Consider the following 26,270-nt stretch of genomic DNA (forward strand, 5'->3'; position numbering starts at 1 on the left):
TTGCTCGTCCTAATATAGGGCGGGCTTTTTTCATTCAATCAACAAAAGGAGCTGGACACGTGAAAATTAAAGATACGTTGAATATGGGGAAGACAACTTTCCCGATGCGCGCCGGATTACCAAAGAACGAACCGGTTTGGCAAAAAAAGTGGGACGAAGATCATGTCTATGAGCAGCGACAGAAGTTAAACGAAGGCAAACCGACCTTCATGTTGCATGATGGCCCACCCTTTGCCAATGGGAATATCCATATGGGCCATGCCCTGAATAAGATCAGCAAGGATATTATCGTTCGGTACAAGTCCATGAACGGTTTCCGGGCACCGTATGTTCCTGGCTGGGATACTCATGGACTGCCGATCGAACAGCAATTGGCCAAACAAGGGGTCAAGCGTAAGGAAATGTCGATGACTGATTATCGAGAACTGTGTCGGCAATTTGCCATGAAGGAAATTGATAAGCAGCGGACTGATTTCAAGCGTTTAGGCGTGATGGGTGACTGGGAACATCCATACATTACGCTGCATCATGCCTACGAAGCCAGCGAGATTCGGGTCTTCGGGGCAATGGCGAAAAAAGGCTACATTTACCATGGTTTGAAGCCGGTTTATTGGTCTTGGTCATCTGAATCGACGTTAGCCGAAGCCGAAATCGAATATCACGATGATAAATCACCGTCGATTTATGTAGCGTTTCCGGTAGTTGATGGCAAAGGCTTGTTGGATCAGGATACGTCACTGGTTATCTGGACCACCACGCCTTGGACCATTCCGGCGAACTACGGCATTGCGGTTAATCCGAAGTTTGATTACGTTCAGGTTCAAGTTGGCGACCACAAGTATGTTGTGGCAGCCGAACTGCTTGATCAGGTGGCTGAAGAAATTGGCTGGGATCAGCCTAAGATTCTCAAAACTTTCAAAGGCACGGCCATGGACAAAATGACGGCTAAGCATCCTCTGTATGATCGTACGAGCTTGGTTATGGAAGCTGACCACGTCACGCTTGACGCTGGGACCGGCCTAGTTCATACCGCTCCTGGACATGGGGAAGATGACTACAAAGTCGGCATGAAATATGGCTTGCCCGTGATTTCGGTCGTTGACGCCAAGGGCTACATGAACGAAAATGCGCCGGGATTTGAAGGGGTCTTTTATGATGATGCCAATAAGCTCATCACCAAAGCCTTGACTGAAAAAGGCGCACTGTTGAAACTGGATTTCTTCACCCATAGTTACCCGCATGATTGGCGTACCAAAAAGCCGGTCATTTTCCGGGCCACAACGCAATGGTTTGCCTCAATTGAAGCTTTCCGTGATCAGATTTTGAAGGCGATTGATACAGTCGACTTTAAGCCTAGTTGGGGTAAGACCCGTCTGTACAATATGATTCGTGATCGTGGTGACTGGGTCATTTCCCGCCAACGTGCATGGGGGGTTCCGCTCCCGATTTTCTACGCTGAAGACGGCGAGCCGATTATCGAAGAAGAAACCATTAACCATGTCGCCGACTTATTTGGCAAATATGGCTCCAATGTCTGGTTTGAACGCGAGGCTAAGGATCTTTTGCCGGAAGGGTACACGAACCCGCATAGCCCGCATGGTCAATTCACCAAAGAAAAAGATATCATGGATGTCTGGTTTGACTCAGGTTCATCACACCAGGCAGTCTTGGCTCAGCGTCCGGAATTGAGTTTCCCGGCTGATCTGTACCTGGAAGGATCCGACCAGTATCGTGGTTGGTTTAACTCCAGCTTGATTACCAGCGTGGCTGCAACCGGTGTCGCCCCATATCGCGGCATCCTGTCTCAAGGCTTTACGCTTGATGGCAAGGGTCGGAAAATGAGTAAAAGTCTAGGCAATACCATTGTGCCTGCCACAATTGAAAAGCAATTCGGCGCCGAGATCATTCGGCTGTGGGTCGCAACCGTGGACTCCTCGTCTGATGTCCGGGTTTCGGTTGACAATTTTGCCCAGACGTCTGAGGCTTATCGTAAAATTCGCAATACATTACGGTTTATGGTGGCTAATACCGGTGACTTTGATCCGCAAAAGGATGCCATTGCTTATGACGACCTCGGCTCCGTTGATCGCTATCTCATGGTTCGTCTGAATCAGGTCATTGCCAAGGTCAAGGCGGCCTATGATGTCTACGATTTTGCAACGGTTGAAAAAACCATTAGCAGTTTCCTGGTTAACGATCTGAGTGCCTTTTATCTCGATGTTGCCAAGGATGTGGTTTATATCGAGGCCCAAAACGATCCTAAGCGGCGGAGCATGCAGACAGTGATGTATACCGCTTTGCTGGATTTGACGAAGTTGCTGACGCCGATTTTGCCGCATACAGCGGAAGAAGTTTGGCCGTATCTGAAACAAGATACTGCTTACGCCGCCTTGTCTGACATGCCGGACGTCACGCATTTTGACGATGAGAATCAGTTACTCGACATTTGGTCAGCATTCATGGATTTCCGTTCCGAAGTGCAAAAGGCGCTTGAAGTTGCGCGGGACAACAAGGTCATCGGTAAATCGATGGAAGCAGCAGTCACGGTTTATCCATCCGAGCCGGTTCGGGACATGTTGGATGACGTTGAAGCTAACGTGATGCAACTGTTGATCACCAGTCACTTTGAAGTTGCGCCAAGCGATGCCAAAGCGCCGGCAGATGCCGAACAGTTCGAAGATATGGCAGTGGTTGTGACCCACGCTAAAGGGGAAGTATGCCCACGTTGCCGGATGGTTCGCACTGACATTGGTGCCGATCCAAAATTACCTGAATTGTGCAGTCGCTGTGCCGCCATTGTTGAGGCCAATTACCCTGAGGTCGTCGCAAACGGTTTTGATAAATAAGCAGGTGACAGCATGCAAGGACGAGTTAAGAATTTCAATGTCGACAAAGGCTATGGCTTTATCGAAGCCGATGGTCAGCCGGATATCTTCGTTCATTTTTCAGCAATTAGTGAACCCGGGTTTAAAAGTCTGACGCCGGGAGAACTGGTTGACTTTGTTATCGTGGAAGGTCCCCGTGGTCCTCAAGCTGCCAATGTGACGGTTCATCATGAGGCCGATCATTCAGACGATTAATCAACTGGCAGATATAAAGATGCGACAATCATTCAATTAAAAGAATCGGCATGATCAAAAAACCGCGATCAACTGTGATCGCGGTTTTTTGTATACAGCCTGTTTGTATGGTAGAAATATGGAGCGTAAGCGTCATATAGCACCGTACCTATAACTGTTGGAATCCTCCGTTTATACTTGTCTTATCAAGAAGATTGGAGGATTTTTTATGACCCAACCCAACGATATGGTGCCGATCCAAATGGTGAACCGCGATGGTGCCTCGGTTGTCGTAAAGCCAAAACTAGGTGCCAAGGTTAAACTCAAGGAAGCCGAGGTACTCTTTTACAATGGTATCGATAAGGTGATGGCTCGCATTATTCTGCAGGAGTTGATGACCCATGATTCCCGACCTGTCCAAAGCTAATATCTACATCATTTGCGGCCGCACCGACTTACGTAAAGGCATTGATGGCTTAGCGGCGTTAGTCACGGAAGAGTACAACATGAATGTCTTTGACAATGCGCTATTTATCTTTTGTGGCACGCGCAAGGATCGCTTCAAAGCACTGTACTGGACCAAAAGCGGTTTTCTACTTTTGTACAAACGCTTTGAAAATGGCTATATGCAATGGCCACGAGACCGCACTGAAATTCGCCGGTTGAATTACCGGCAGATGTCGCGGTTAGTCAACGGTTTAGCGATCGAGGAGCGCCGCACGATTCAGCCCATGACACCGGGGCATGTGTACTAATCCGGCCTTAGAAAGTCTTTTCCCGAAATTAGAGAAAAGGCTTTCTTTTCGTTTCTCCGCTTGATATACTTTTTTCAATTATTTGAACGGGAGACGCAAAATGCCAGCCGAAGCAGTCATCACGCAAGCAGAATATGACTATATCAAACAAGAGAATGCGCTACTTCGCGAAGAACTTGCGTTTCTAAAGCATCGTCTTTTTGGGGTTAAGCGCGAAAGCCTCACTAACGGTCAAGTGGACCTCTTCGATCAAAGTACTGTCTTTCAAACACCGGCACCGTCCGAACTGGAACAAGCGGAAACGGCGTCAAAACCGGAAAAGCCGGATTGTCATAAGAAGCAAAAGGGCAAGAAGGCCATGGTGTTAGCGCAATACCCTCAAGTCCCAGTGCATCATGAGCTGGACGGTGAGGCCCGACAATGCCCACACTGTGCGACCGAGATGCGTGATATTGGCACCACGATTACCAGTCGCGAACCCGTTAGAATTCCGGAACATTTTGAAGTACACGTCCACTATCAGCACGCCTACGAATGTCGCCAGTGTTCAAATCAACTGGATCACAGCGTCATTAAAAAGGCGGCGGTACCCCGTCCACTGATTCCCAATAGTTTCGCTTCACCGAGTATCCTCACTCAGACGATGATTGAAAAGTATCGCAAAAAAGTTCCCGTCTATCGCCAGGAAAAGGACTGGGAAGAAGCGGGGTTCCCACTGACGCGCCAACAGATTACCAACTGGCATATCTTGGCTTGCGACTATGGACTCGCTAGTCTTTATGAGCTGATGCATCAAACGCTGCTCAAACAGGACGTGGTTCACGCCGATGAAACCAGCTATCGGGTCTTGGAAAGTGAAAAGCTGAAGACCTATTACTGGGTCTTCGCTTCCGGCCGCGCAGAAGATAAGCAGATCTTTCTGTATGAGCACGCCGATTCCCGTGGCACTGAGATCCCAAAGCATTTTCTTAGTGGTTATACCCGTTATCTTCAAACCGACGGCTATCAAGTGTATGAGAAACTTGATCAAGTCACGCGAGTGGCTTGCCTCTCCCATATCCGTCGTAAGTTCTTTGAGGCCATGGGTCAACAGAGCACGACAAAGAGCAAAGCCAAGAAAGGAGTCGATTATTGCGACCGCATGTTCAAGCTGGAGCGGAACTGGAAACTGCTCACGCCGGAACAGCGCTATGAAAAGCGGCAAGCCAAACTAAAGGAAGAGCTATCCAAGTTCTTCACATGGTGTGAAACCCTCCATGTTTTACCGCAATCCAAACTTGGCCGCGCCGTTGACTATGCACTCAGCCAACGTGAAGCCATGGAAAATGTTTTATTAGACGGCCGTTTGGAGCTGTCAAATAACCGCGTTGAGCGTGCCGTCAAAGAACTCGTGATTGGCCGTAAAAACTGGCTGTTTTCCAAGAGCTTCAAAGGCGCCCGATCAAGCGGGATCATTTTAAGTGTGATACGCTCCGCCGAGGCCAACGGACTCGACTGCCGCAGATATCTTGAATACTTATTTACTGAATTACCCAACCTCCCTATTCCTGGCGATTCTAAAGCGCTACAGGATTATTTACCATGGTCGCCGCAGGTTCAAGCGAGTTGTTCACGCTAGAACGACTCAAAAACAAAAACAACGGCTTCGGTATTCCTTAACAGCATAAGGGATATCGGAGCCGTTTTAAATGTACTGCACAATCGTGCGCTTACTATGGAGCAGGTTACTTGTTGACTTCTTCGATTTTACCGTCGTACGTGCGGGCAACGGTCATTTTGGTGATGGGGATGTAACCCAGCTTAGGAACCAGCGTCTTTTGAACATTCTTTGATTGAATGTAGTTGATGAACGCTGCGGTTGATGCACTAGGCTTACCCTTGGTGTACATGTGCTCGTAAGCCCAGATCTTCCAGGTGTTGGTCGTCACGTTTTTGTCAGTTGGTTGCACCTTGTCCAGTGCGAGCTTTTGGACGCCATCTTTAATTGCCGAGAAGGCTAGATAGCTAATCGCACCAGGCGTTGAGGAAACCATCTGATAAACGGTACCGCTTGAATCCTGTTCCTGACTGGTCTTGACTTTGTCCGTCTTGATACCGAACTGTTCAAAGGTGGCACGGGTACCAGAGCCTTGCGCACGGTTAATCAAGACAATTTGTTGATCTTTACCGCCAACATCTTTCCAGTTGGTGATCTTGCCTTGGAAGATATCGACCAGCTGCTGGGTTGTAATGTTTTTAACGCCGGCATCTTTGTTGACAACCGGGGCAATGGCAACCACCGCGACCTGATGATCAACCAGATCGCTGGCCTTCAAGTCTTTCTTTTCCTGAGCGAAAATGTCTGAATTGCCGATGGTGACCGATCCAGCCGCCACCTGACTTAATCCGGCACCGGAACCGCCGCCTTGAACGGTGATTTCGGCCTTAGGATTGTCGGTTTGATATTGCTTAGCGGCCTGCTCAACCAGCGGCTGCAAGGCTGTGGACCCAACGGCAAGGATTTTACTTTGCTTCGCTGCGGCCGAGCTTGACGAGCTTGAACTGCTGGCGGATTTCGACCCGCAACCCGTTAATACTAAAGTGGCAGTTAAGGCCACGGTCAAACCGACTAACAACTTCGAATGCTTCATTACTTTTCCCTCCAATACTTGAATAACTTAAGGATAAAGAATGAGTGTAAAGACTTCGCCACTTTGATGTAAAGAATGCGTTTTGCTTTTGTAAATAAGGGGTAGGTTCCTTTGAAAAAGTAACAAGATTCGGCGTATAATAGGACAGCTAGGCGTTTGAGAAGGAGCGGAAAATGTGAAAAATTACATTGATAACCAAAAAGTCCAGAAAAACCGGTGGTGGATCATCACGGCCATCGGGATGTTTACCATCATGTCGACGCTGGACGGGTCTATTGTCAATATTGCGTTGCCGGTGATGAGTCGAGATTTGAAAATTCCGATGAATCAGGCTGAATGGGTTGTGTCCATTTATCTGATGATGATCTGCGGACTGCTTTTATTTTTCGGAAAATTAGGCGACTCGATTGGCAAGATCAAAGTATTTCGTATCGGGATGGTGCTGTTTCTCATCGGTTCATTGTTTGCCGGTTTTAACAATAGTTTGGCCTTGTTGCTGGCGGCGCGGATTGTGCAGGCAACGGGCGCATCCATGACGATGGCGAATAACAACGGGATCGTGACAGAAATTTTTCCGATGAACGAACGTGGGCGTGCCTTGGGTCTCATCGGGTCGTTTGTTTCCATTGGTGCGATTGCCGGCCCTGGGATTGGCGGGTTGATTCTGGGGCAACTGCCGTGGGGCTATATTTTTTGGATCAATATTCCAATCGGCATTGTTGCGTTGATTCTCGGATCCGTTGTTTTACCGAAGGATTTACCCAGCAAGCGGGTTCCGATTGACTGGACAGGCTTCATCAGCTTCTTAGGGTTTATTCTGGCGCTGTTCATGGGTATTTTTCTGGGTCAGGAGCGTGGTTTTACGGATCCGGTGATTCTTGCCTTGTTCGTCATCGCAATGATCGCTTTGGCTGCTTTTATTCGGATTGAAAATCATAAGACCGATCCGCTAGTTAGCTTTAAGTTATTTCGGAATAGCGCGTTTACGTTAAGTTTGTTATCGGCTTTCTTTATTTTTGTGACGAACTTCTTCTTTAATGTGATTTCGCCATTTTATTTACAGAATGCGCGCGGATTATCGCCAGAAAAAGCCGGTTACTTGCTCATGATTTTCCCGATTGTCCAAGTGATTGTGGCACCGGTGGCTGGTTCAATTGCCGACCGCATCGGTCCTTATCGAATTACTATGGTGGGATTGTTGTTCATTGTTGGCAGTCAGATTGGGTATGCGCTTTTTAATTTACAGACCTCATTTGTTTTCGTAGCATTGATGATTGGCTTAGTTGGGTTTGGTAATGGCCTGTTCCAGGCGCCGAATAATACGGTCGTGATGTCGAGTGTGGCACCGCAAGATCTTGGAATTGCAGGCGGATTGAATGCATTGGCACGTAATTTAGGTATGGTTGTCGGTATTTCGACGGCAACGACGGTTTTGTTCTCCTCAATGAGTCACACGGCTGGGCGGAAGGTAACAACTTATCTAACCGGTCGGCCTGATGTCTTTATCGCAGGGATGCACGTGTCGTTTTGGGTTGCAACCGGTTTATGCCTCTTAGCCTTGGCGCTGACAGGGTATCGGATGTGGCAAATTCGTGGCGTTGGCGATGCTTAGTCAGGGAAGCCCATTCAACTGAAAATTGGCGGGAAACGAGCCAAAACAAAAAGTCCGTGATGACGAAATCACGGACTTTACGCTATTCAAGGTTAATTAAGAATTTAGACCCATTAAACGTGCGGCGTGACGTCTTTAGGATTTTGATTATCCATATCGCCGTGGGTATAATTTAGCAGTTGCTGCTTAAGTTCGCCTTCCATTTGGACAAGTTGTTTTTCGGCATTCTGACGCTTGACGCGACCATCTTGCTGAATCTGCAGCGTCTGCTTCAAGGTATCGATCAGATCGTTTTGTGTCTGTGTCAGCGTTTCGATATCGACAACGCCACGTTCATTTTCTTTGGCAGTTTCAATTGAGCTGATCTTCAACATCTCACTATTCTTCTTAAGCAAATCGTTGGTTGTTTCCGAAACTTGGCGCTGTGCGGTGACCGCATTTTTTTGACGCAAAAGGGTGAGGGCGATAGCCACCTGGTTTTTCCATAGAGGAATGGCAGTGTTGACACTGGCTTGGATTTTTTCTGCCAGCGCCTGATTGGTGTTTTGGATCAAGCGAATCTGCGGCGCTTGCTGAATGGTAATTTGCCGCGCTAATTGCAGATCATACGCCCGTTTTTCCAAACGGCTGGCGAACTGCCGCAGATCGTTGACTTGCTGGATCGCCATTTGGTCATTAGCTGCTTCGGCGGCCTTGGCTGCTTCAGGAATCGTTTTATCATTTAATTCGGCCAGCTTCAGGTTCGCCGCTTCAATGTAAATATTCAAGGCATCAAAATACGCCTTGTTTTGGTCATAAAGCTCGTCTAAAAGCTTGTTGTCGTTTAACAAACCCTGTTGTGATGTTTCGAGCCGGTTAGCGATTGTATCGATCTGAGCACCGATTTTTTGGTACTTTGCGGTGATTTCATAAATAGATCGCTTGACACGGCCAAAAATTTTGCGGAAAATATTGTTATTTTCTGCTTTTAGTTCGTCAGGATTGGCTTCATTTAGACGCGTCATCAGGCTGGTTAACGCGTCACCAACGGCACCAGTATCTTGGCTTTGCACCTTTGTCAGCATGTTTTGAGAGAAAACCCCAAGCTGCTTTTGGGCATCGGCACCGTAGTTTAAGACAGTTTCGCCTTTAGTGACATCAATTTTGCTGGCCAAGTCCTGCGCTTTGGCTTCCTGTTCCGGGGTCAGTTTCGGCTTGGCTGTTGCTGCCTCGGAGATTTTGGGCGCGGTATCGCTTGCGCCGGATGAGGTGCTGAAGGGATCCGCTAATAGGTCATCGGTCAAATTTGTTTGTTTGTCGTCGCTCACGTTGGTCACTCCGTTTCATGCATCTTATTAGGATCAAGGTGTTTCTTGGCAAGGCGGACATCGCTATCCAGGTCATCCAAGTCATCTTTAATGAAGGCTTGATAATCGGTGCGGATCTTACCCGCCATCCCGGTCATCGTTTCAAAGGCCTTATCTAACGTTTCGTAGGTGTCAGCCGTTTTGACTTCATGGTGTGTGATTTGGGCATATTTCTGCATTAAATCCAACAGATTCGGGACCTGTTGATAGACAAAAGTGCCGGCATCTGTCAGCCGCTGCGGAGCTTGCACCAGTGCCTCGAAATAAGCGTGCAGCAAATCGATCAAATCGGTATTAAGTGTGAGCGCACGAAGCTTTGGCACTTGCTTTGTCAATGCTTCAATGGTCCGAATTTGATCGGCAAGTTCAGCCATGGTCTTTCTAAAAAGTTTGATTTCTTCATCACTTAATCCGGAAGCCGCATAGTGTTCAGCCATTTTTGGATCCAAACCGGGCAGACTGGTGGATTTTGGCTTCGGTCGGCTTAGTTCACCGATAAAGCGAGCGAAGGCAAACACAACGCCGACAAAAACAGCGATTGCCCAACGCCCAGATAAGGCACCTAATACCGCACCCATGGCGGCCCAGAGTATGATTCGCCAAATGCGAATACGTTTGCTTGTGGCCACGAGATCACTTCCTCTTTCGTTTGAGTTTAGTTTAGCACAGTCCTATAGGTTGACTATCAGCCGGAAGTTGGATATTCGCAAATTTTTTGTTAAGATCAAGCATTGCATCGTTTGCTGGTGTAAGCTGATGACATGATCTTTCATAAAAGTGGTGTTTGGCAACGTTTTGAGTCGGTTAACGATTCAGTGACTGACGGCTTGGCACTTGTGAATAAATAGGACGAGGAGGCGGCTGTGATGGAGGAAAAACCGATTGCACAACAACGGGTGTTTACGGGTGAATTGGTAGCAGTAGATGAACTGACGGTTAAACTGGCCGATGATCAGACAGCTAAGCGGGAAATCGTGCGTGCACAGCCGGCTGCGGGCATTTTGGCGTTGAGAGGACATCAAGCCTTGTTTGTCAGTCAGTTTCGGTCAACTGTTGGCCAAGCAACGCTGGAAATTCCGGCTGGAAAGATCCACCAAGGCGAGATGCCACTGGCTGCTGCCCAACGCGAATTAAATGAAGAAACCGGTTTGGAGGCACTGAACTGGCAGCCGCTTGCCAGTTATTTTCAATCACTTGGCTTTTCGGATGCGACCATGGCACTTTTTTTAGCCCGGCACTTAACACAGGCTGCCCAGCGTCTGCCGCAAGATGCCGATGAATTTGTGAATAGTCATTGGCTAACGTTTGATGAAGCTCAACAAGCAGTTGATGATGGCAGAATTTGTGACAGTAAGACGCTGTTAGCCTTGTTTTATTGGCAGCAGCAGGAGGAACAGCATGGCAGAAGTTAACACGCGTAAAGCCTACCGTGAAGCCCAGAAGAAAAAGAAGCAAGAAGCTCGTGATCGCGAAGCCAAACGGGTTGAAGTGGAAAAAGAATACGCCCGGCAGACGCGCGACAAGCCAGAGGTTAAGGCGGCACGTTTTGATGAAATGACGTTTCGCAAAGTCAATAGCCTCAAAAAACGTCTGAATTGGGCGATCGGCATTGTCTTTGGGTTGATTGTGATTGTCTTTTTGGTTCTTTATTTTGGCTAAGGGATGTATCGAACCTACGAGGCGTGAAAATAGCGTCATATTTGATAGAGAGAACGAGGGGATTTTTTGATTAAAGTCGGTGTGATTTGTGCGATGGAAGAGGAAATTCGCACGTTGTTGGCGCGGCAAACCCAGCAGCATGAGACAATTATTGCCAGTCAGCATTATTTTGAAGGCAAAATTGGCGATGTCGATGTGATTTTAGTGCAATCCGGCATTGGCAAGGTGCAAGCCGCGATGACAGCTGCATTGTTGTTGGCGACGTACAAGCCTGATGTCGTCATTAACACCGGTAGTGCCGGTGGGATTGGCCACGGCCTGGCGATCGGTGATGTGGTTATTTCTAGTGGCGTGGCTTATCACGATGTGGACGCTACGGCCTTTGGCTACTTGCCGGGACAACTTCCGCAACAGCCACAGATTTTTGAAGCAGGCATGTCATATGTGACGCAAATTCAAACAGCGGCTGCGGCAACTGGTTTGACGCACAAAGTAGGCTTGATTGTGTCAGGGGACCAATTTATTAACGGGAAAGAAGCCATTGCCCGGATTTTGAAAACCTATCCGCAGGCACTGGCCAGTGAAATGGAAGGTGCGGCAGTCGGCCAAGTTGCCAAAGAGTTCCACACGCCATTTGTCGTGATTCGCGCCATGAGTGACGTGGCCGATGAACAGTCCGGCGTCGATTTTGACAAGTTTGTGATTAAAGCAGGTGAGCAAAGTGCCGCGATGTTGTTGCAGTTCTTTGCCCATTTACAGGCATCTCAGCATGATTAGGAGCTGATTTTTTATGCAACATATTTATCTTGATAATGCCGCTACAACACCAATGGCGCCTGAAGTCATTCAGACGATGACAGATCAAATGCAGCATGACTTTGGTAACGCGAGCTCGACTCATTGGTTTGGACGGGAAGCACATACCGTGATGGACAAAAGTCGGAAAGTTCTGGCCGACTCGATTCATGCCCAGCCCGGCGAGATGGTGATTACCAGCGGTGCCACCGAAAGCAACAATACGGCCATTACCCAGACGGCGCATGCCCGCGCTGCTTTGGGGAAGCACATCATTACAACTGCGATTGAACATCCTTCAGTCTTGCAGCCACTGAAGGCCTTGGAAAAAGAGGGCTTCCAGGTCACCTATCTGCCGGTTGACGAAAATGGGCGTATTCGGTTGGCTGATTTTGATGCAGCCTTGGATGATGACACGATTCTGGTCACGATCATGATGGGCAACAATGAGGTCGGTAGCCGCATGCCAATCACTGAAATCGGCGAACGGCTGGTGGATCATCAAGCCTGGTTCCACACCGATGCCACCCAGGCTTATGGGTTATTGGATATTGATGTCAAAGCCCAGCACATTGATATGTTGAGTGTATCCGCGCACAAAATCAACGGACCAAAGGGGGTCGGCTTCTTATATCGCGATCCCAAAGTGCAGTTTCCATCGTTGCTAAAAGGCGGCGAGCAGGAACTCAAACGCCGTGCAGGCACCGAAAATATTGCCGGTATCGCCGGTTTTGCAAAGGCCGTTGAGCTGATCACTTCTGAAGAAAAGGCAAAGCGCCAGACCAAATATCTTGGCTTCAAGAAACAAATCATGAACGCCTTAGATGATGCCGATATTCCTTACGCAATTAATGGCGACATCAGACCTGACAATGTCAATCACGTCTTCAATTTGTGGCTGAAGGGTATTTCCACCTATGCCTTACAAACCAACCTCGATTTGGCCGGTGTGGCTGTTTCAGGCGGGTCTGCCTGCACGGCGGGGTCGCTGGAGCCTTCGCACGTCCTGACCGCAATGTTTGGTGCGGATAGCCCGCGGTTGGGCGAATCAATCCGTATTTCATTTGGGGCACAGACCACTCAGGAAGATATTCAAGCCTTCATTGATACGCTACTGCCGATTGTGCAACGGCTGGCTGCTAAACAAGCCGCACAGTAGTCGCATGATATGCTAAACTTAATGTTAGTAAAGCGTGTTCACGCTCATATTAACGCGTTCGCCAGCGCAGAAACCTGCGTGTAAGGACCTCTGTCGCAATGGCCTAAGTTCGGGCCATCACGCCCGAGGCCACTTACACTCCGGTTTCTAAACGCGCCGGTTCACGCTCACACATTAACGCGTTCGCCGGCGCAGGAGTCTGCGTGTAAGGACCTTGGTCGCAATGGCAAAGACCGCCATCACGCTCAAGGCCACTTACACCCCGACTCCTGAGCGCGCCGGTTCACGCTCAGGAGGATGTTTCATAATGGCATTAGCACCCACAGGATCTGCGCAAGGCGATCCGAAGACTTATCGAATTGGTTCAGAGTTGAAACGGTTTACGTTGATCGATCTTGGCTTTGTTCAAACCAAGAATGGCAATTTTCAGTTGCAACGGTCTCTGGATCCTAACTCACCGTACACGACGGCGAATAAGCTCAAAATGACGGTGGCGAAGAACTTGGACAAGTTCCAACTCGACGTAACCACTGGAAATGGCTTAAAGGCGATTAACATTTTTAAAAATGACCGTACCAAAGAAAATGTTGAACAGTATCAGTACTGGGTTAACAATTTAATTGAACGCGGCGTTATTGAACCTAAGTAATCGGGTTTGAAACCAGCAGTAATCTTCTTGTGTGAGGAGATTGCTGCTTTTTTCGTTGAGCATGAATGATTGAATCGCCGTGATGGTCATGTCTGCAAATCAAAAGTGCTAAGCTGGTATTATTAAAAGTTTTTTTAGCGTAAGCCGGCGCGTTGTGATGAGCGCGCGTCAGCAAGCACACGAATGGTTAGGGGGACGCTGGATGTTCGAGCACGGCTTCATCGAAGTGCATAACGCCAATCAGAATAATCTGCAACATGTGAATATTAAAGTTCCAAAGTACGCCATTTCCGTTTTCGTCGGGCGTTCTGGATCAGGCAAGTCGTCGTTGGTCTTTGACACCATCGCGGCTGAATCGCGCCGGGAACTAAACGAAACCTTTCCCAGCTTTACCCAGCAATATCTGCCCAAGTATGGCCAACCCGACGTGGGTTCAATTGACCATTTACCGGTCGCCATCGTAGTTGAGCAAAAACGAATCGGGAAAAATGCCCGGTCGACGCTAGCTACCTATACTGGGATTTATTCACTTTTACGGCTCCTTTTTTCCCGAATCGGCAAACCTTTTATCGGTTATTCGGATACCTTTTCATTCAACCTGCCGCAGGGAATGTGCCAAACATGTCAGGGACTCGGCTATGTCGATGATATTGATGTTAAAAAGTTGATTGATCCCGACAAATCATTGAACGAAGGCGCCATTACTTTTGTCAGTTTTGGGCCCGATACTTGGCGGTGGCGGCGCTATGTCTATAGTGGGTTGTTTGACAACGATAAACCGTTACGGGATTATACGCCGGAAGAAATGAAGCTGTTGTTATATGCGCCGCAACAGACACTCAAGCATGCACCTGCCAAATGGCCGCGAACGGCTCTGTATGAAGGGGTTGTGCCGCGCATCAAGCGATCGATTATTGGCAAAAAAGAAGCGGAGCACCACAAAGCGGCACTTGCCGAAATCGTGACGCGCAAGCCCTGTCCTGCATGCCATGGCACCCGCCTGCGTCCGGAAGTGTTGACCTGCCTCATCAATCAGACCAATATTGCGCAGGTATTAAAAATGGATCTGGTCAACGTGCGGGAGTTTTTGAAGAAAATTCAGGTTCCACTAGCGCAAGATGTGATCCGCGAACTGTTGCGGAAAATCGATGCTTTAATTGATATCGGGTTAGGTTACCTTTCGTTGGATCGGCCGACAGAAACACTTTCAGGTGGCGAGACCCAGCGCATCAAAATCGCTAAGTTTCTGACCAGCGCTTTGGTCGACATGGTTTATATTCTTGATGAACCCAGCGTCGGCCTCCACCCGCATGACATCGAATTGATTAAGCGGGCACTGGTGCGGTTAAAGCAAAAAGGCAATACGATTTTGATTGTCGAACACAATCCGGCGTTAATTGCATTAGGTGATTACATTGTCGAAGTCGGTCCCGGTGCCGGCACAACCGGTGGCCACATCACGTTCACCGGCACCTATCCGCAGTTGTTGGCTAGCCAAGCGCTGACTGGCCGTCTGCTTAAACAGCGACTGACGTTTCGTCAACCGAGGCCAGCCAAGACGACGCTTGATCTGCCTCACATTAAGCGGCACAACTTGAAAGATGTCCATGCCGTCATTCCCTTGGGCATCGAAACCGTGATTTCCGGAGTTGCGGGATCAGGTAAAAGTACGCTGGTTAGCGCATTACGCGATCATCTGACGGTGCCATACATTGATCTGGCGCAGGCCGACATCGGCGCCAATATTCGCTCGACGCCGGCAACTTACCTGAAAATTCTGGACCCGATTCGCAAAGTTTTTGCTCACGCTAACCATGTTGGCAGCAGTTGGTTTAGCTACAACGGTCGCGGCGCCTGCCCACGCTGCAAAGGCAAAGGGGTAACGATTACGAACATGGCGTTCATGGATCCGGTTGTCTCCGTCTGCGAACAATGCCACGGGCGCCGTTATAACGATCAGGCATTGAGTTACACCTATCACGGGCAAAATATTGCCGATGTGTTACAAATGCCGATTGCTAAGGCGCAAACCTTCTTCGCTGAAACAAGTGAGATTGCCAAGCCGCTACGGAATATGGCGCGGGTGGGGCTTGATTACCTAACACTCGGCCAGCCGCTGACCACGTTGTCAGGTGGGGAAAAGCAGCGCCTCAAGCTGGCGGTTGAATTAAATCGTACGGGCGAAGTTTACCTACTAGATGAACCGACAGCCGGCCTCCACTTACAGGACATCACCAAATTGTTGCGCTTGTTTGACGATTTGGTGGACGCCGGAAATTCACTGATCATTGTCGAACACAATCTGCAAGTCATCAGTCAGGCCGATTGGTTAATTGATATGGGCCCTGATGCCGGCATTTATGGTGGGCGGATTTTATACGCCGGAACCCCAGAAGCTAGCATGCAGGTCAAGCAATCCCGAACCGGCCAGGCATTGCGACAATATAACGAAGCTCCGGAACGGCGGGCATAATGCCAGAAGCGGGGTAATCGACGCCGCTTAACCGTCACAGTGCGTCTGGGCGATTTAAAAAACTTGGTCCACTTTAACCCAAAAGTCGGAAAAGGCTTGTGCAGAGCTGTGCTTGCTATCTTTTTGTGGCCTGCTATAATAACACTTACTGGAATTCGACCTTCAAATCGGATATCTCCAGAATCTGATGAAATGATGGTGATTGTTTTGGACAATTCCAACACCCGAGTTGTTGTCGGCATGTCCGGCGGCGTTGACTCCAGTGTCACGGCGCTTTTGCTGAAGCAACAGGGATATGATGTTGTCGGTGTCTTTATGAAAAATTGGGACGACACCGATGAAAATGGTGTTTGTACGGCGACCACGGACTACGAAGATGTCGCTAAGGTAGCAAGTGAAATCGGGATCCCTTATTACTCGATCAATTTCGAAAAAGAGTACTGGGACCGGGTTTTTCAGTATTTCCTAGACGAATATAAAGCCGGCCGGACACCGAATCCCGATGTTATGTGCAACAAGGAAATCAAGTTCAAGGCATTTTTGGACTATGCTGAGCAGTTAAATGCGGACTACATTGCGATGGGTCATTATGCGCAGGTGAAGACCGATGAGGATGGCGTGGTTCACATGTTGCGTGGAGCTGATGGCAATAAAGACCAGACGTATTTCCTAAGCCAGCTTTCCCAGGATCAGCTTAAGAAAGCGATGTTTCCGATTGGCCACCTGCAGAAGCCGGAAGTACGTAAGATTGCGGCTGCTGCAGGACTTGCTACAGCGAAGAAGAAAGACTCGACCGGGATCTGCTTTATCGGTGAGCGCAACTTCAAGCAGTTTCTAAGTACCTATCTGCCAGCGCAGCCCGGTAAAATGATGACCGTTGATGGTGTCGAGATGGGCACCCATGACGGGCTGATGTATTATACGATCGGTCAGCGTCAAGGCCTTGGCATCGGCGGCAATTCGCAAAATTCTGAGCCTTGGTTTGTTGTTGGCAAAGATTTAGACAAGAATATCCTTTACGTGGGCCAGGGTTTTGATAATCCTGCCTTGATGGCCACGAGTCTCAGTGCGTCAAACCTTAACTGGACAACCGGAGAGGCACCGGCAGAAGGCACCCACATGACAGCAAAGTTCCGTTATCGCCAGCGCGACACGGGCGTTACGATTCACTATCATGCGGACGGCACAGCCACTGTTGACTTTGACGAGCCGGTTCGTGCTATTACCCCAGGTCAGGCCGTTGTCTTTTATAACGGCGACGAGTGCTTAGGCGGCGGTACCATTGATGCAGCTTATGCCCACACGAATGAGTTACAGTACGTTTAGTAACGAATAATGACCGATTAGAAAAGCTTCAGTCTTGGAGATGCTTGTCGTCTCTAGGGCTGATTTTTTTTGAGCGTGAGCCGACTCCTGCGCCGGCGAACGCGTTATAGGTACCACTTGTCAGTTTTGATCCATCCCTGAGTGTGCTTGATATTTATGGCGAAAATACTGATAATGAAAAGGTTAAGACGTAAAAGGAGTGCGGCTCGTGACCAAATTATATTTTGTACGCCATGGCAAAACCGAATGGAATAATCAAGGACGTTATCAAGGCGCAAATGGGGACTCCCCGTTGCTTCCGGAAAGTTTTGAGCAAATCAAGTCATTAGCCGACTATTTGCGTGGTATTCCTTTTGCCCACGCCTATGTGAGTCCGCTTAAACGGGCGCGGGTGACGGCACAGACTTTAATTAAAGACTTAAATGAAACAATTCCACTAACGGTTATGCCGGCGTTGCGCGAATTCAACTTGGGCAAAATGGAAGGCATGACGTTCAGTGACGTTGCCAAGCATTTTCCGCAAGAGCTACATGCTTTTCGGCATGAACCGGCTGCTTATGATCCGCGAAAAATTCATGGCGAGTCGTTTCCCCAGCTGATCAATCGCGCCATTCCGGCCATCGTTGCGACAGTTGCGATGGATCGGAGCGGTGAGGCTAATTTGTTGTACATCAGTCATGGTGCCGCACTGGCCGCGGTTATCCAAAGTTTGCTGGGGACGCCATTAGCCGAGATTCGCAAAGATGGTGGCCTTACAAACAGCAGCGTGACGATTTTACAGGCAGATGGACCAAGTCTGCCGTTTAAATTAATCGACTGGAACGAGACCGGCTTTTTACCGGAACCGCCAAAACCAACCGACACCATTTGATTTTTGACACAGCATGACCACGATATGAGTAAAGAGGTTGTTATGGATTCAGATATTTTAACCGCATTTAACCAAGGAAAACACGAAGAAGCCATTCATGCAGCAGTCAAAGCCATTGATGCTGCGCCGAAAGATCCTAAGCGCTATGCCATGTTGGCAACAATGCTCATCAGCTTGAAGGCCTTGGATCAGGCTGGCGAACTGCTCGCCAAAGCCCGCAACCTTTTCCCGACTGATATTGAACTCCAATACACGGCCGGCTTATTTGCCTATGCACAGGCGGATTATCCAGCCGCAGCAGCCTGGTTTGCTAAATGTCGCAAGGACAAACACCTCAAGAACGATGCCACTTACATGTTGGCGTTGAGTTATCAACAGGCAGGTCAAACCAAAAAAGCCCTCGCATTTGCCCTCACCGCCCACGAATTGGCACCTAAACAAACCGACGCGGCTTTACTTGCAGCCGATTTGTTATTGGCAGCACAAGCGTTTGACGCGGCAGCGGACATTTTGAAGCCATTGCTTGACGCCAAACAACCGCAAATTCTGTTTACTTATGGCATGGCATTGAGCGCTGCCGGTAAGGATGGCAGTCATTATCTGGATGAAGCCAAGCAACTCGATCCGAAAGGCTATGATCAAAAGGCCAGCGCGGTCGCCGACATCAACCGGTTTTTAAAGTTACAGGGGGGTCATGATGGACAGGCATGAGGATAGTGTCACCGGCCGGGTCAAAAGCATTTTCTTTCAGAATCCGACGAATTTTTTTAAAATTCTCCTGATTGACATTACGGCTACGACCATCACCTGGACCGAGCCGGACATTGTCGTGACCGGAACGTTTGGTGACATCAAAGAAGACGAAACTTACACGTTTACCGGTCACGTAATCGACCATCCCAAGTATGGCCAACAGTTTCAAGCAGATAATTATCATGTTGATCAGCCAACCAACAAAACCGGTTTGATCAATTACCTCAGTTCGGATAAGTTTCCGGGTATCGGGCCAAAAACTGCCGAGAAGATCATTGATAAGCTTGGGGTAGATGCAATTAATCAGATTCTGGATGATCCTGCATCGCTTGAAGGCCTTGGCATCACTGCCGCAAAGCGAAAAATGCTGGTTGACAATCTCAAGACGAATCAAGGCATGGAACGCGTCATCATCGGACTGAATGATTACGGCTTCACCAGTAACATGGCCGGGCGGATTTATCAGCAGTACCGAAATGATGCGCTAGAGGTGATTAAGCAAAACCCGTATCAACTCATCAATGATATTGCCGGCATCGGGTTTACCCGCGCCGATCAAATTGCTGCCAAATTGAATATCGCACCGGATTCGCAATTGCGTCTCGGCGGTGCCGTCATGGACACGCTACAACGCCTGACCGATGGTGAAGGGGATACTTTTGTCGAACTGCGCACACTGGTTACCCAGACACTTGATTTGTTAGAGCGGGCACGGAATATAGCCGTTAAGCCGGATGACGTTGGTCAGGCCATTGTGACCCTAGCTAAAGATAATGAGCTGGTCGCTGAAGGCAAGCGGATTTTTCCTAAACGACTCTATGATTCAGAGTGGCAGATTGCCCGTCAGTTGAAGGGATTAGCCGAAGCAGGCGCGAAGGCTGAAGAACCTGAGCTGCCAGATATTGAAAAAACGTTAGCGGAAGTGCAGGCAGACACCGGCATTGCCTACGATGATGTCCAAAAAAAAGCAATTGTCACGGCTTTACGCTCGCCGATTTTCCTGTTGACTGGCGGCCCCGGTACCGGAAAAACGACCGTGACAGATGGGATCGTCCGTACTTATGCGCGACTACATGACCTCTCGTTAGATGCCAATCAGTATAACTCGGATGATCCATTTCCAATCATGTTGGCAGCACCGACTGGCCGTGCAGCTAAGCGAATTAGCGAGACGACGCAATTACCGGCCAGTACCATTCATCGATTATTGGGACTGGGCGTGGATACCCAGGATTTTGCGCCTAATGATCTGCCAGATGGGCTGTTGATTATTGATGAAATGTCGATGGTCGATACGTATTTATTTCGGACGCTGTTGACCGCGCTTCATCCCGGCATGCAGATTGTCTTGGTCGGGGATAAGGATCAGTTGCCTAGTGTGGGTCCGGGTCAGGTTTTCGCGGATCTTTTACGCAGCGGCGCATTGCCACAAGCAGCTTTAACTCATATTCATCGCCAGGACGCCGATAGTTCGATTATTCCGTTAGCTCATGCGGTGAATGCCGGTAAACTTCCTGACGATTTCACGCAACCGCAAGTGGATCGCAGTTTTTTGGCATGCACGCCTAGCCAAGTGCCGGAAGTCGTGGGTCAGGTCGTGAAGCGGGCGGCTGTTAAGCAGTTTTCGATCGCCGACATTCAGGTTTTGGCGCCAATGTATCGCGGAACGGCGGGAATTGATCGCCTCAATCCAATGCTGCAGAATATTTTAAATCCTAAACGTAGCGCGCGGACCAAAACCGTTCATTTTGGCGACACCGAGTATCGAATCGGTGATAAAATCCTGCAACTGGTCAATGATCCTAATCAGAATGTCTTCAATGGCGAAATCGGCCAGATTGTCGGGATTACGTTAGCAAAGGAAGCACCTAGCAAAACCGATGAGCTGACGATTGACTTTGACGGCAATGAGATCACCTATAAGCGTAGCGACTTTAGCAAAATCACGCTGGCCTATGCGACGTCGATCCACAAAGCTCAAGGGAGCGAATTCCCGATGGTGATTTTGCCGCTAACCTTGCAAAGTCGCCGAATGTTGCGGCGAAATTTGCTCTACACCGCCATTACCCGAGCAAAGTCATTTCTGATTTTGGTGGGTGAACTTGCAGCTTTTGAAACGGCAGTTGGCGAAGTGGCCGTGAATCGGCATACAGGGTTAGTTCAGCGGTTGCAGCAGGTGTTTGACATCGAAGGATCGCAAACGGCTGCTGAAGAAGCTGCGGTGCCACAACCAGCTTTGCCGCAACAATCCGCACAAATTGACACAAATGGTTCCGACTCGGATAATGAAGTTAGGCCTGCCAAAACGGCACCTCACCAGTTAACGCCAGCGTTGGCAGCTTCGCAGAAAATTGATCCGATGATTGGAATGGATGGTATAACCCCGCAAATGTTTATGACGAAGGAGAATTAATCTTGTATGGAGGACAACATACGCAAGTCACTGGTCATTAAGCCAGTGACGCCTAAGGATCTTGAGCAGTTCAATGATCTTTTGACTTATGTGTTTCAGGTTACGCAAAAAGACTTAGAACAATCCGGCTATGAAGAAGGCGAGTTGGAGCGGGCCAAGCGTCCGGTTTTGGAAAAGTCAGATGTGCTGGGGTGGTTTCATAAAGATGAGCTTGTCAGTTCCCTTGCTATTTATCCTTGCACGGTGAACATTCATGGGACGTTGTATCAAATGGCCGGACTAACCGGCGTCGGGACTTATCCGGAATACGCGGGTCATGGACTGATGCACGATTTAGTTAAGTTGGGCTTGGAGCATATGCGTAGCCACAAACAATGGATTTCGTATCTGTATCCTTACAGCATTCCGTTTTATCGCAAAAAAGGCTGGGAGATTATGTCGGATCATCTCACGTTTGACGTCAAAGATACTCAGCTGCCGAAACAGGTTAATGTTCCTGGTCACGTTGAACGTCTGGAAATTGATGATCCTGACGTGATTGAAACGTACAACCGCTTCGCCATGAAAAATCACGGCGCCATGATCCGCAACCAGTTAAACTGGGATGAGTATTGGCGCTGGGAAAATGAAGAAGAACGGACTGCCGGTGTGTATTATGATGCCGACGATCAACCTCAAGGCTATGTTTTGTATTGGATTGCGGACGAGGTTTTCCACGTGAAGGAAATGATCTACACCAATCAGGAAGCCCGCGTCGGGTTGTGGAACTTCATCAGTGCCCATTTTTCAATGGTGACACATGTTAAAGGCAATATTTACAAAAATGAGCCGCTGCATTTTCTCTTGGATGACGGTGATATCTATCAAACCATTAAACCTTACTTCATGGCGCGAATTGTGGATGTCAAAGCCTTCTTGGCGCAATACCCGTTTGCAACGGAGACGACTGAACCGTTCCACTTTATTGTGAGTGATCCGTTAGCGCCATGGAACAACGGGACATTCGGTGTTTACTGGGATGAAAATCAGCAGGTGCACATTACCGATCGGCCGGTTGGTGAAGCCATTACGACAGACATCCAGACACTGACGACTATGCTCATGAGTTATCGGCGGCCCTCTTATTTGGCTCAAATCGAACGGCTTTCGGCTAGTAAGCATGCCATTAAACTGTTGGAAAATGCCGTGCCAATGGAAGAGCCTTACTTTTCGGATTATTTCTGATTGGATCTTGGTAGCACAATTTAAGTAACCGGTTTGGCGTTTGTATATCCAACAAAAGCACTGAGTATCGCAAAAGGGCGAGCCTAGGTCATAATTCACGGACACAATACAGAAGCGGACATACTCCAACAATAACTGGAGTATGTCCGCTTCTAGTTTCCCAGGAGAATTTGTTAGGATTATTAAGATGTCAGTGCCAAAGCGGAGCAATCGTAGGCCGGATGGGGCTCAGCCGTGCAAACAACACAGCGACCGTTTTTGTCGCTGATGTTGTTAGGCGACTTTGAGACAGCGGGCTTCTGGCTCAAAGCGCCGTCACAGCGTTCCAGCCCCATCTGGCCGGAGATTGCGGAGTTTGGCACGGCAAGGAACTTGTTGCCTAAGCTTTTTTGATTGTTCGGTATTCACTTATCTATGAACGTCCTAGTAAAATTGGGCTCAGCAACTTTTGTCATTCATTTAAATACTGCGGTCAATCCAAAAGCGCTGGCTGGCCACTGAGAAGTCAATTTCAAATGGTCGCGTTCCCATCTCTTCGCCATCCATCTGGCCGAATTCCAGGGAGCTGGTCTCGACCGTTAGTTTATTCGCATGAAAAAGGTGAACGCTTTTGCTGGTCGGTGTTTTGCCGCGCAGCAGTTGTAGCATTGCCAAGGCCCATGAGACGATATTGAACCATTCTACGATCACCAAGTCTAACTGGCCATCAGTCGGATCGGCGGGTTTGTAAAGCCGGATGCCGCCGCCGAAGTAAGGAATATTCGTGGTGGTACAAATATAAGCATGGTGAAAAAAATGGCGGACACCTTTTTCATAAACTGCCACTGGAAAAGGGCGGCGGGTCAGTAACATGCCGAGAACATGGAATAAGTAGGTTAACTTGCCGAGGTGGAATTTGTTTAACAGTTGCTTACTGTCGCTGTGATTGGCGGCATTGACGACGGCTGCATCAAACCCAATGCCGATATTATTGACAAAATAACCGGATTCATCGCGAGTTCGTTCGTGGTAGTGACCGATATCAATTGTAACCGGCTTAGAAGCTTGCAGAATCTGTTCTAGCGCATGCATCGGGTCCTCTGACATACCGATGCCTCGGGCGAAATCATTGCCCGATCCGGCTGGTACATAGGCAACCGGGATGTCATGTTGGCGAGTGCCGATTAATCCATTGATAGCCTGATTCAACGTGCCATCGCCGCCGATCACCAACAGAACCGGGTGTTCATGCGTGTTGAAGTTACCGATCTGTTTGGTAATAACGTTGGTATGGCCAGGATAACGCGAGGTTTTGATCGCGTAAGGCAACTGGCGCTGATCCAAGACGGCCTTAACCTGTTTAAAAATCGGGATGGCCGCACCGCCACCAGCCGCCGGGTTATAGATAAGATAATAAAAAACAGCCGCCATCAACTTTCCTCCTAATCAGACACGCAATCAATTATACCGAAAAACTGAAGAAAAACAATGCAATGACGTCCTCTCCAGAAGCCAAAAAAATACCGTACTGCCGGCAACAATGCGGCAGTACGGCCATGATCGACATTTTGAACAACGATTGTTTTTGACAAGTCGGCTTTAAAGTAAAATCAACATCGGCAAAATAACTGGATGTCGTTCGGTTTTATCGAACAGAAATTCCTGCAAGTTACTGATAATCGCGTCTTTTAAACTTGCCTCGGTTACTTTTTCATTATTGGAAAAAGTGGATTTGATCGTGCGATAAACCCGCCGTTGCGCTTGGTTGATCAATTCGCCTGATTCACGCATGTAGATGAATCCGCGTGAGAGCAAATCCGGGCCAGCCAAAACCGCTTGCTTCTGCATGTTGATGGTTGCAACTACAACGACCAAACCTTCTTCTGACAACATACGGCGATCGCGGATAACCGCATTGCCAATGTCGCCAACACCGCTGCCATCGATGTAAACATCACCAGCAGGGAAGTGGCCCGCGATCCGCGCACTTTTTTCCGTGAGCGCCAATACGTCACCATTTTCCATGATGAAGCAATTCTTTTCCGGAACCCCGCATTGTTGCGCGAGTTCGCAGTGAATCTTTTGCATCCGATATTCACCGTGGCACGCCATGAAGAATTTCGGTTTGATCAGGCGCAACATCAATTTCTGATCTTCTTGACCACCGTGGCCGGAAGTATGGACGTTGTTGACTTTGCCATGAATCACTTCGGCACCGGCTTCGCTCAGCTGGTTAATCACGTGGTTAACGCTGACTGTGTTGCCCGGAATCGGATTACTGGAGAAGATTACCGTGTCACCGGGCTGAATGCTGATTTGGCGATGGGTACCATTCGCAATCCGGCTCAACGCAGCCATCGGTTCACCTTGCGAACCCGTGCACAGAATCATAACCTTATCGGCAGGCAGTGAATTCAGCTGGTGGGCGTCAATTAAAACATCGTCCGGGATGTTCAGATAACCTAGCTCACGGCCATTGACCATCGCGGTTTCCATCGAACGGCCAAAGACCGCAATCTTGCGGCCATGTGCCATGGCGGCATCAGCAGCCTGGGCAATTCGCGAGATGTTGGACGCAAATGTCGCGAAGATAATGCGCCCATCAATTCGATCAAAAATATGGCGAATCGACTTACCGACAAAGCGCTCTGATTTGGTAAACGTCGGGATCTCGGCATTGGTCGAATCAGACATTAAGACTAGGACGCCTTCTTCGGCGAAACGACACATTTTTTGAAAATTCGGTGAAGGTTGGTCACCAACCGGCGTCAGATCAAACTTAAAGTCACCGGTCTGAATGACAATTCCCTGTGGCGTGTGGACGGCAATACCCAATGTATCCGGGATACTGTGGGTGGTGCGGAAAAATTCAACACTCAGTTTTTTAAACTTTAAAACGGTGTCTTCATTGATCTCCGTCAGCTTTGTTGTGCGTAACAAGCCGTGTTCCTCCAGCTTGCCGCGAATCAAGGCAGCTGCTAACGGCCCAGCATAAATCGGGACGTTTGGAACCTGCTTAAGGAAGTAGGGAATACCGCCGATATGATCTTCGTGGCCATGGGTAATGACCAAAGCCTTGATCTTGTCTTTGTTCTGAACTAAATAGGAATAATCGGAAATGACATAATCAATCCCAAGCAGATCATCTTCAGGAAATTTGATCCCCGCATCGATGACGATGATTTCATCTTGGAATTGAACCCCGTACATGTTCTTCCCGATTTCACCTAAACCGCCGACAGCAAAGACGGCGGTTTCGTTATTTTTAATATTTAATTTCATATGATTAGAAGGTGGTCAGCTTAAAGTTAGCTGACTTTTCCTCATACTCCAGGAAATTTCCGGAGAGTTCCTGGATAAATTCAATGTTGTAAGGCGTGTTCGCTTCTACAAGTGCACGCGCTTCAACCGCAGATGGCGCCTCGAGGTAAAGCGTCTGGGTTGTTTCCCGCCGCGGATTTTGGACCTTGTCTTTTTGATATAAGACTTTGTAGATCATGATTGGACTCCTTCCGTGGTACAAAAAGAAAGGAAGTGTGACAAAATGGCTTCCGAAAAAAGGGACAC

Annotated in this window: 24 protein-coding genes; 18 read left to right on the forward strand and 6 right to left on the reverse strand. The window is 48.6% G+C overall.

The genetic code is table 11. The annotated features are described in order from the left end of the window. The first annotated feature begins 59 nt into the window (after window positions 1–59). The 5 genes from ileS to tnpC all read left to right on the forward strand — a co-directional run bounded on the left by ileS (window position 60) and on the right by tnpC (window position 5,432). Window positions 60–2,846: an isoleucine--tRNA ligase gene (gene ileS / locus LACSTY_RS06340; RefSeq protein ID WP_087912059.1), complete on the forward strand. Its 2,787-nt coding sequence runs from the start codon at window positions 60–62 to the stop codon at window positions 2,844–2,846. Window positions 2,847–2,858: 12 nt separating this feature from the next. Further along, on the forward strand, window positions 2,859–3,080 hold the full coding sequence (locus tag LACSTY_RS06345; RefSeq protein WP_087912060.1) for a cold shock domain-containing protein: 222 nt from the start codon (window positions 2,859–2,861) through the stop codon (window positions 3,078–3,080). 208 nt (window positions 3,081–3,288) lie between these two features. Next, window positions 3,289–3,486 carry a hypothetical protein gene (locus LACSTY_RS06350; RefSeq protein WP_087911752.1) on the forward strand — a complete coding sequence of 66 codons (198 nt, stop codon included), beginning with the start codon at window positions 3,289–3,291 and terminating at the stop codon, window positions 3,484–3,486. After that, window positions 3,461–3,814, forward strand: coding sequence for an IS66 family insertion sequence element accessory protein TnpB (gene tnpB, locus LACSTY_RS06355; RefSeq protein ID WP_087911751.1), 354 nt, complete (start codon window positions 3,461–3,463; stop codon window positions 3,812–3,814). Before LACSTY_RS06350 ends, tnpB begins: the two co-directional genes overlap by 26 nt. Window positions 3,815–3,914: 100 nt before the next feature. After that, window positions 3,915–5,432, forward strand: a complete 1,518-nt coding sequence (gene tnpC, locus LACSTY_RS06360; protein WP_087911750.1) for an IS66 family transposase — start codon at window positions 3,915–3,917, stop codon at window positions 5,430–5,432. Window positions 5,433–5,538: 106 nt separating this feature from the next. Here the strand turns inward: tnpC and LACSTY_RS06365 are convergent, their stop codons facing one another. Then, window positions 5,539–6,444 (reverse strand): phosphate ABC transporter substrate-binding protein PstS family protein, encoded by a 906-nt coding sequence (locus tag LACSTY_RS06365; protein WP_087912061.1) that lies wholly within the window; start codon window positions 6,442–6,444, stop codon window positions 5,539–5,541. 175 nt (window positions 6,445–6,619) lie between these two features. On the opposite strand from LACSTY_RS06365, the gene LACSTY_RS06370 reads away from it, so the two are divergent. Continuing rightward, window positions 6,620–8,056: an MFS transporter gene (locus LACSTY_RS06370; RefSeq protein ID WP_087912062.1), complete on the forward strand. Its 1,437-nt coding sequence runs from the start codon at window positions 6,620–6,622 to the stop codon at window positions 8,054–8,056. Window positions 8,057–8,169: 113 nt separating this feature from the next. On the opposite strand, the gene LACSTY_RS06375 is transcribed toward LACSTY_RS06370, so the two are convergent. After that, a complete protein-coding gene (locus LACSTY_RS06375; RefSeq protein ID WP_162494859.1) occupies window positions 8,170–9,372 on the reverse strand; it encodes a toxic anion resistance protein in 1,203 nt (400 codons plus the stop codon). Next, window positions 9,369–10,031 (reverse strand): 5-bromo-4-chloroindolyl phosphate hydrolysis family protein, encoded by a 663-nt coding sequence (locus tag LACSTY_RS06380; protein ID WP_087912063.1) that lies wholly within the window; start codon window positions 10,029–10,031, stop codon window positions 9,369–9,371. The genes LACSTY_RS06375 and LACSTY_RS06380 overlap by 4 nt, the downstream gene beginning before the upstream one ends. A 237-nt stretch (window positions 10,032–10,268) precedes the next feature. Between LACSTY_RS06380 and LACSTY_RS06385 the strand changes: the two genes are divergently transcribed. The 12 genes from LACSTY_RS06385 (at window position 10,269) to LACSTY_RS06440 (ending at window position 23,117) form a co-directional block, all read left to right on the forward strand. Beyond that, window positions 10,269–10,814 (forward strand): NUDIX domain-containing protein, encoded by a 546-nt coding sequence (locus LACSTY_RS06385; protein ID WP_087912064.1) that lies wholly within the window; start codon window positions 10,269–10,271, stop codon window positions 10,812–10,814. Continuing rightward, a complete protein-coding gene (locus LACSTY_RS06390) occupies window positions 10,801–11,061 on the forward strand; it encodes a hypothetical protein (protein WP_087912065.1) in 261 nt (86 codons plus the stop codon). The genes LACSTY_RS06385 and LACSTY_RS06390 overlap by 14 nt, the downstream gene beginning before the upstream one ends. Before the next feature lie 66 nt (window positions 11,062–11,127). Then, window positions 11,128–11,838 carry a 5'-methylthioadenosine/adenosylhomocysteine nucleosidase gene (locus LACSTY_RS06395; RefSeq protein ID WP_087912066.1) on the forward strand — a complete coding sequence of 237 codons (711 nt, stop codon included), beginning with the start codon at window positions 11,128–11,130 and terminating at the stop codon, window positions 11,836–11,838. 13 nt (window positions 11,839–11,851) lie between these two features. Continuing rightward, window positions 11,852–13,015, forward strand: a complete 1,164-nt coding sequence (locus LACSTY_RS06400) for a cysteine desulfurase family protein (protein ID WP_087912067.1) — start codon at window positions 11,852–11,854, stop codon at window positions 13,013–13,015. 307 nt (window positions 13,016–13,322) lie between these two features. Next, a complete protein-coding gene (locus tag LACSTY_RS06405; RefSeq protein ID WP_010488627.1) occupies window positions 13,323–13,664 on the forward strand; it encodes a DUF1831 domain-containing protein in 342 nt (113 codons plus the stop codon). A 202-nt stretch (window positions 13,665–13,866) separates the two neighbouring features. Then, window positions 13,867–16,137 (forward strand): ATP-binding cassette domain-containing protein, encoded by a 2,271-nt coding sequence (locus LACSTY_RS06410; protein ID WP_087912068.1) that lies wholly within the window; start codon window positions 13,867–13,869, stop codon window positions 16,135–16,137. A 192-nt stretch (window positions 16,138–16,329) separates the two neighbouring features. Continuing rightward, window positions 16,330–17,463 carry a tRNA 2-thiouridine(34) synthase MnmA gene (gene mnmA / locus LACSTY_RS06415; RefSeq protein ID WP_087912069.1) on the forward strand — a complete coding sequence of 378 codons (1,134 nt, stop codon included), beginning with the start codon at window positions 16,330–16,332 and terminating at the stop codon, window positions 17,461–17,463. Window positions 17,464–17,671: 208 nt separating this feature from the next. Then, window positions 17,672–18,334, forward strand: a complete 663-nt coding sequence (locus LACSTY_RS06420) for a histidine phosphatase family protein (protein ID WP_087912070.1) — start codon at window positions 17,672–17,674, stop codon at window positions 18,332–18,334. A 42-nt stretch (window positions 18,335–18,376) separates the two neighbouring features. Further along, a complete protein-coding gene (locus LACSTY_RS06425) occupies window positions 18,377–19,045 on the forward strand; it encodes a tetratricopeptide repeat protein (RefSeq protein WP_087912071.1) in 669 nt (222 codons plus the stop codon). Continuing rightward, window positions 19,032–21,500 (forward strand): SF1B family DNA helicase RecD2, encoded by a 2,469-nt coding sequence (gene recD2 / locus LACSTY_RS06430; protein WP_087912072.1) that lies wholly within the window; start codon window positions 19,032–19,034, stop codon window positions 21,498–21,500. The genes LACSTY_RS06425 and recD2 overlap by 14 nt, the downstream gene beginning before the upstream one ends. 6 nt (window positions 21,501–21,506) lie before the next feature. Beyond that, the gene (locus LACSTY_RS06435) at window positions 21,507–22,724 is read left to right on the forward strand and encodes a GNAT family N-acetyltransferase (protein WP_025012978.1); all 1,218 of its coding nucleotides are present in this window, start codon (window positions 21,507–21,509) and stop codon (window positions 22,722–22,724) included. A gap of 234 nt (window positions 22,725–22,958) precedes the next feature. Then, complete coding sequence (locus tag LACSTY_RS06440) at window positions 22,959–23,117, forward strand: hypothetical protein (RefSeq protein WP_162494845.1); 159 nt, start codon at window positions 22,959–22,961, stop codon at window positions 23,115–23,117. 66 nt (window positions 23,118–23,183) lie between these two features. On the opposite strand, the gene LACSTY_RS06445 is transcribed toward LACSTY_RS06440, so the two are convergent. From LACSTY_RS06445 to LACSTY_RS06455, 3 genes are all read right to left on the reverse strand, one after another. After that, window positions 23,184–24,134, reverse strand: coding sequence for a diacylglycerol/lipid kinase family protein (locus LACSTY_RS06445; protein WP_087912073.1), 951 nt, complete (start codon window positions 24,132–24,134; stop codon window positions 23,184–23,186). A gap of 168 nt (window positions 24,135–24,302) precedes the next feature. Next, on the reverse strand, window positions 24,303–25,985 hold the full coding sequence (gene rnjA, locus LACSTY_RS06450; RefSeq protein WP_047106055.1) for a ribonuclease J1: 1,683 nt from the start codon (window positions 25,983–25,985) through the stop codon (window positions 24,303–24,305). Between the two features lie 4 nt (window positions 25,986–25,989). Then, window positions 25,990–26,202 carry a DNA-dependent RNA polymerase subunit epsilon gene (locus tag LACSTY_RS06455; protein WP_010488611.1) on the reverse strand — a complete coding sequence of 71 codons (213 nt, stop codon included), beginning with the start codon at window positions 26,200–26,202 and terminating at the stop codon, window positions 25,990–25,992. Between the last annotated feature and the right edge of the window lie 68 nt (window positions 26,203–26,270).

This window comes from Lacticaseibacillus styriensis (assembly GCF_030770295.1).
GTDB lineage: Bacteria > Bacillota > Bacilli > Lactobacillales > Lactobacillaceae > Lacticaseibacillus > Lacticaseibacillus casei.

Excerpts from the sequence above, each read along its gene's own strand:
- LACSTY_RS06365 (WP_087912061.1), bottom strand. The coding sequence starts at position 6,444 with ATGAAGCATTCGAAGTTGTTAGTCGGTTTGACCGTGGCCTTAACTGCC.
- LACSTY_RS06410 (WP_087912068.1), top strand. The coding sequence starts at position 13,867 with ATGTTCGAGCACGGCTTCATCGAAGTGCATAACGCCAATCAGAATAAT.
- tnpB (WP_087911751.1), top strand. The coding sequence starts at position 3,461 with ATGATTCCCGACCTGTCCAAAGCTAATATCTACATCATTTGCGGCCGC.
- LACSTY_RS06345 (WP_087912060.1), top strand. The coding sequence starts at position 2,859 with ATGCAAGGACGAGTTAAGAATTTCAATGTCGACAAAGGCTATGGCTTT.
- LACSTY_RS06350 (WP_087911752.1), top strand. The coding sequence starts at position 3,289 with ATGACCCAACCCAACGATATGGTGCCGATCCAAATGGTGAACCGCGAT.
- LACSTY_RS06390 (WP_087912065.1), top strand. The coding sequence starts at position 10,801 with ATGGCAGAAGTTAACACGCGTAAAGCCTACCGTGAAGCCCAGAAGAAA.
- LACSTY_RS06445 (WP_087912073.1), bottom strand. The coding sequence starts at position 24,134 with ATGGCGGCTGTTTTTTATTATCTTATCTATAACCCGGCGGCTGGTGGC.
- LACSTY_RS06405 (WP_010488627.1), top strand. The coding sequence starts at position 13,323 with ATGGCATTAGCACCCACAGGATCTGCGCAAGGCGATCCGAAGACTTAT.
- LACSTY_RS06385 (WP_087912064.1), top strand. The coding sequence starts at position 10,269 with ATGGAGGAAAAACCGATTGCACAACAACGGGTGTTTACGGGTGAATTG.
- mnmA (WP_087912069.1), top strand. The coding sequence starts at position 16,330 with ATGATGGTGATTGTTTTGGACAATTCCAACACCCGAGTTGTTGTCGGC.
- recD2 (WP_087912072.1), top strand. The coding sequence starts at position 19,032 with ATGGACAGGCATGAGGATAGTGTCACCGGCCGGGTCAAAAGCATTTTC.
- LACSTY_RS06400 (WP_087912067.1), top strand. The coding sequence starts at position 11,852 with ATGCAACATATTTATCTTGATAATGCCGCTACAACACCAATGGCGCCT.
- rnjA (WP_047106055.1), bottom strand. The coding sequence starts at position 25,985 with ATGAAATTAAATATTAAAAATAACGAAACCGCCGTCTTTGCTGTCGGC.
- tnpC (WP_087911750.1), top strand. The coding sequence starts at position 3,915 with ATGCCAGCCGAAGCAGTCATCACGCAAGCAGAATATGACTATATCAAA.
- LACSTY_RS06425 (WP_087912071.1), top strand. The coding sequence starts at position 18,377 with ATGGATTCAGATATTTTAACCGCATTTAACCAAGGAAAACACGAAGAA.
- LACSTY_RS06435 (WP_025012978.1), top strand. The coding sequence starts at position 21,507 with ATGGAGGACAACATACGCAAGTCACTGGTCATTAAGCCAGTGACGCCT.
- LACSTY_RS06455 (WP_010488611.1), bottom strand. The coding sequence starts at position 26,202 with ATGATCTACAAAGTCTTATATCAAAAAGACAAGGTCCAAAATCCGCGG.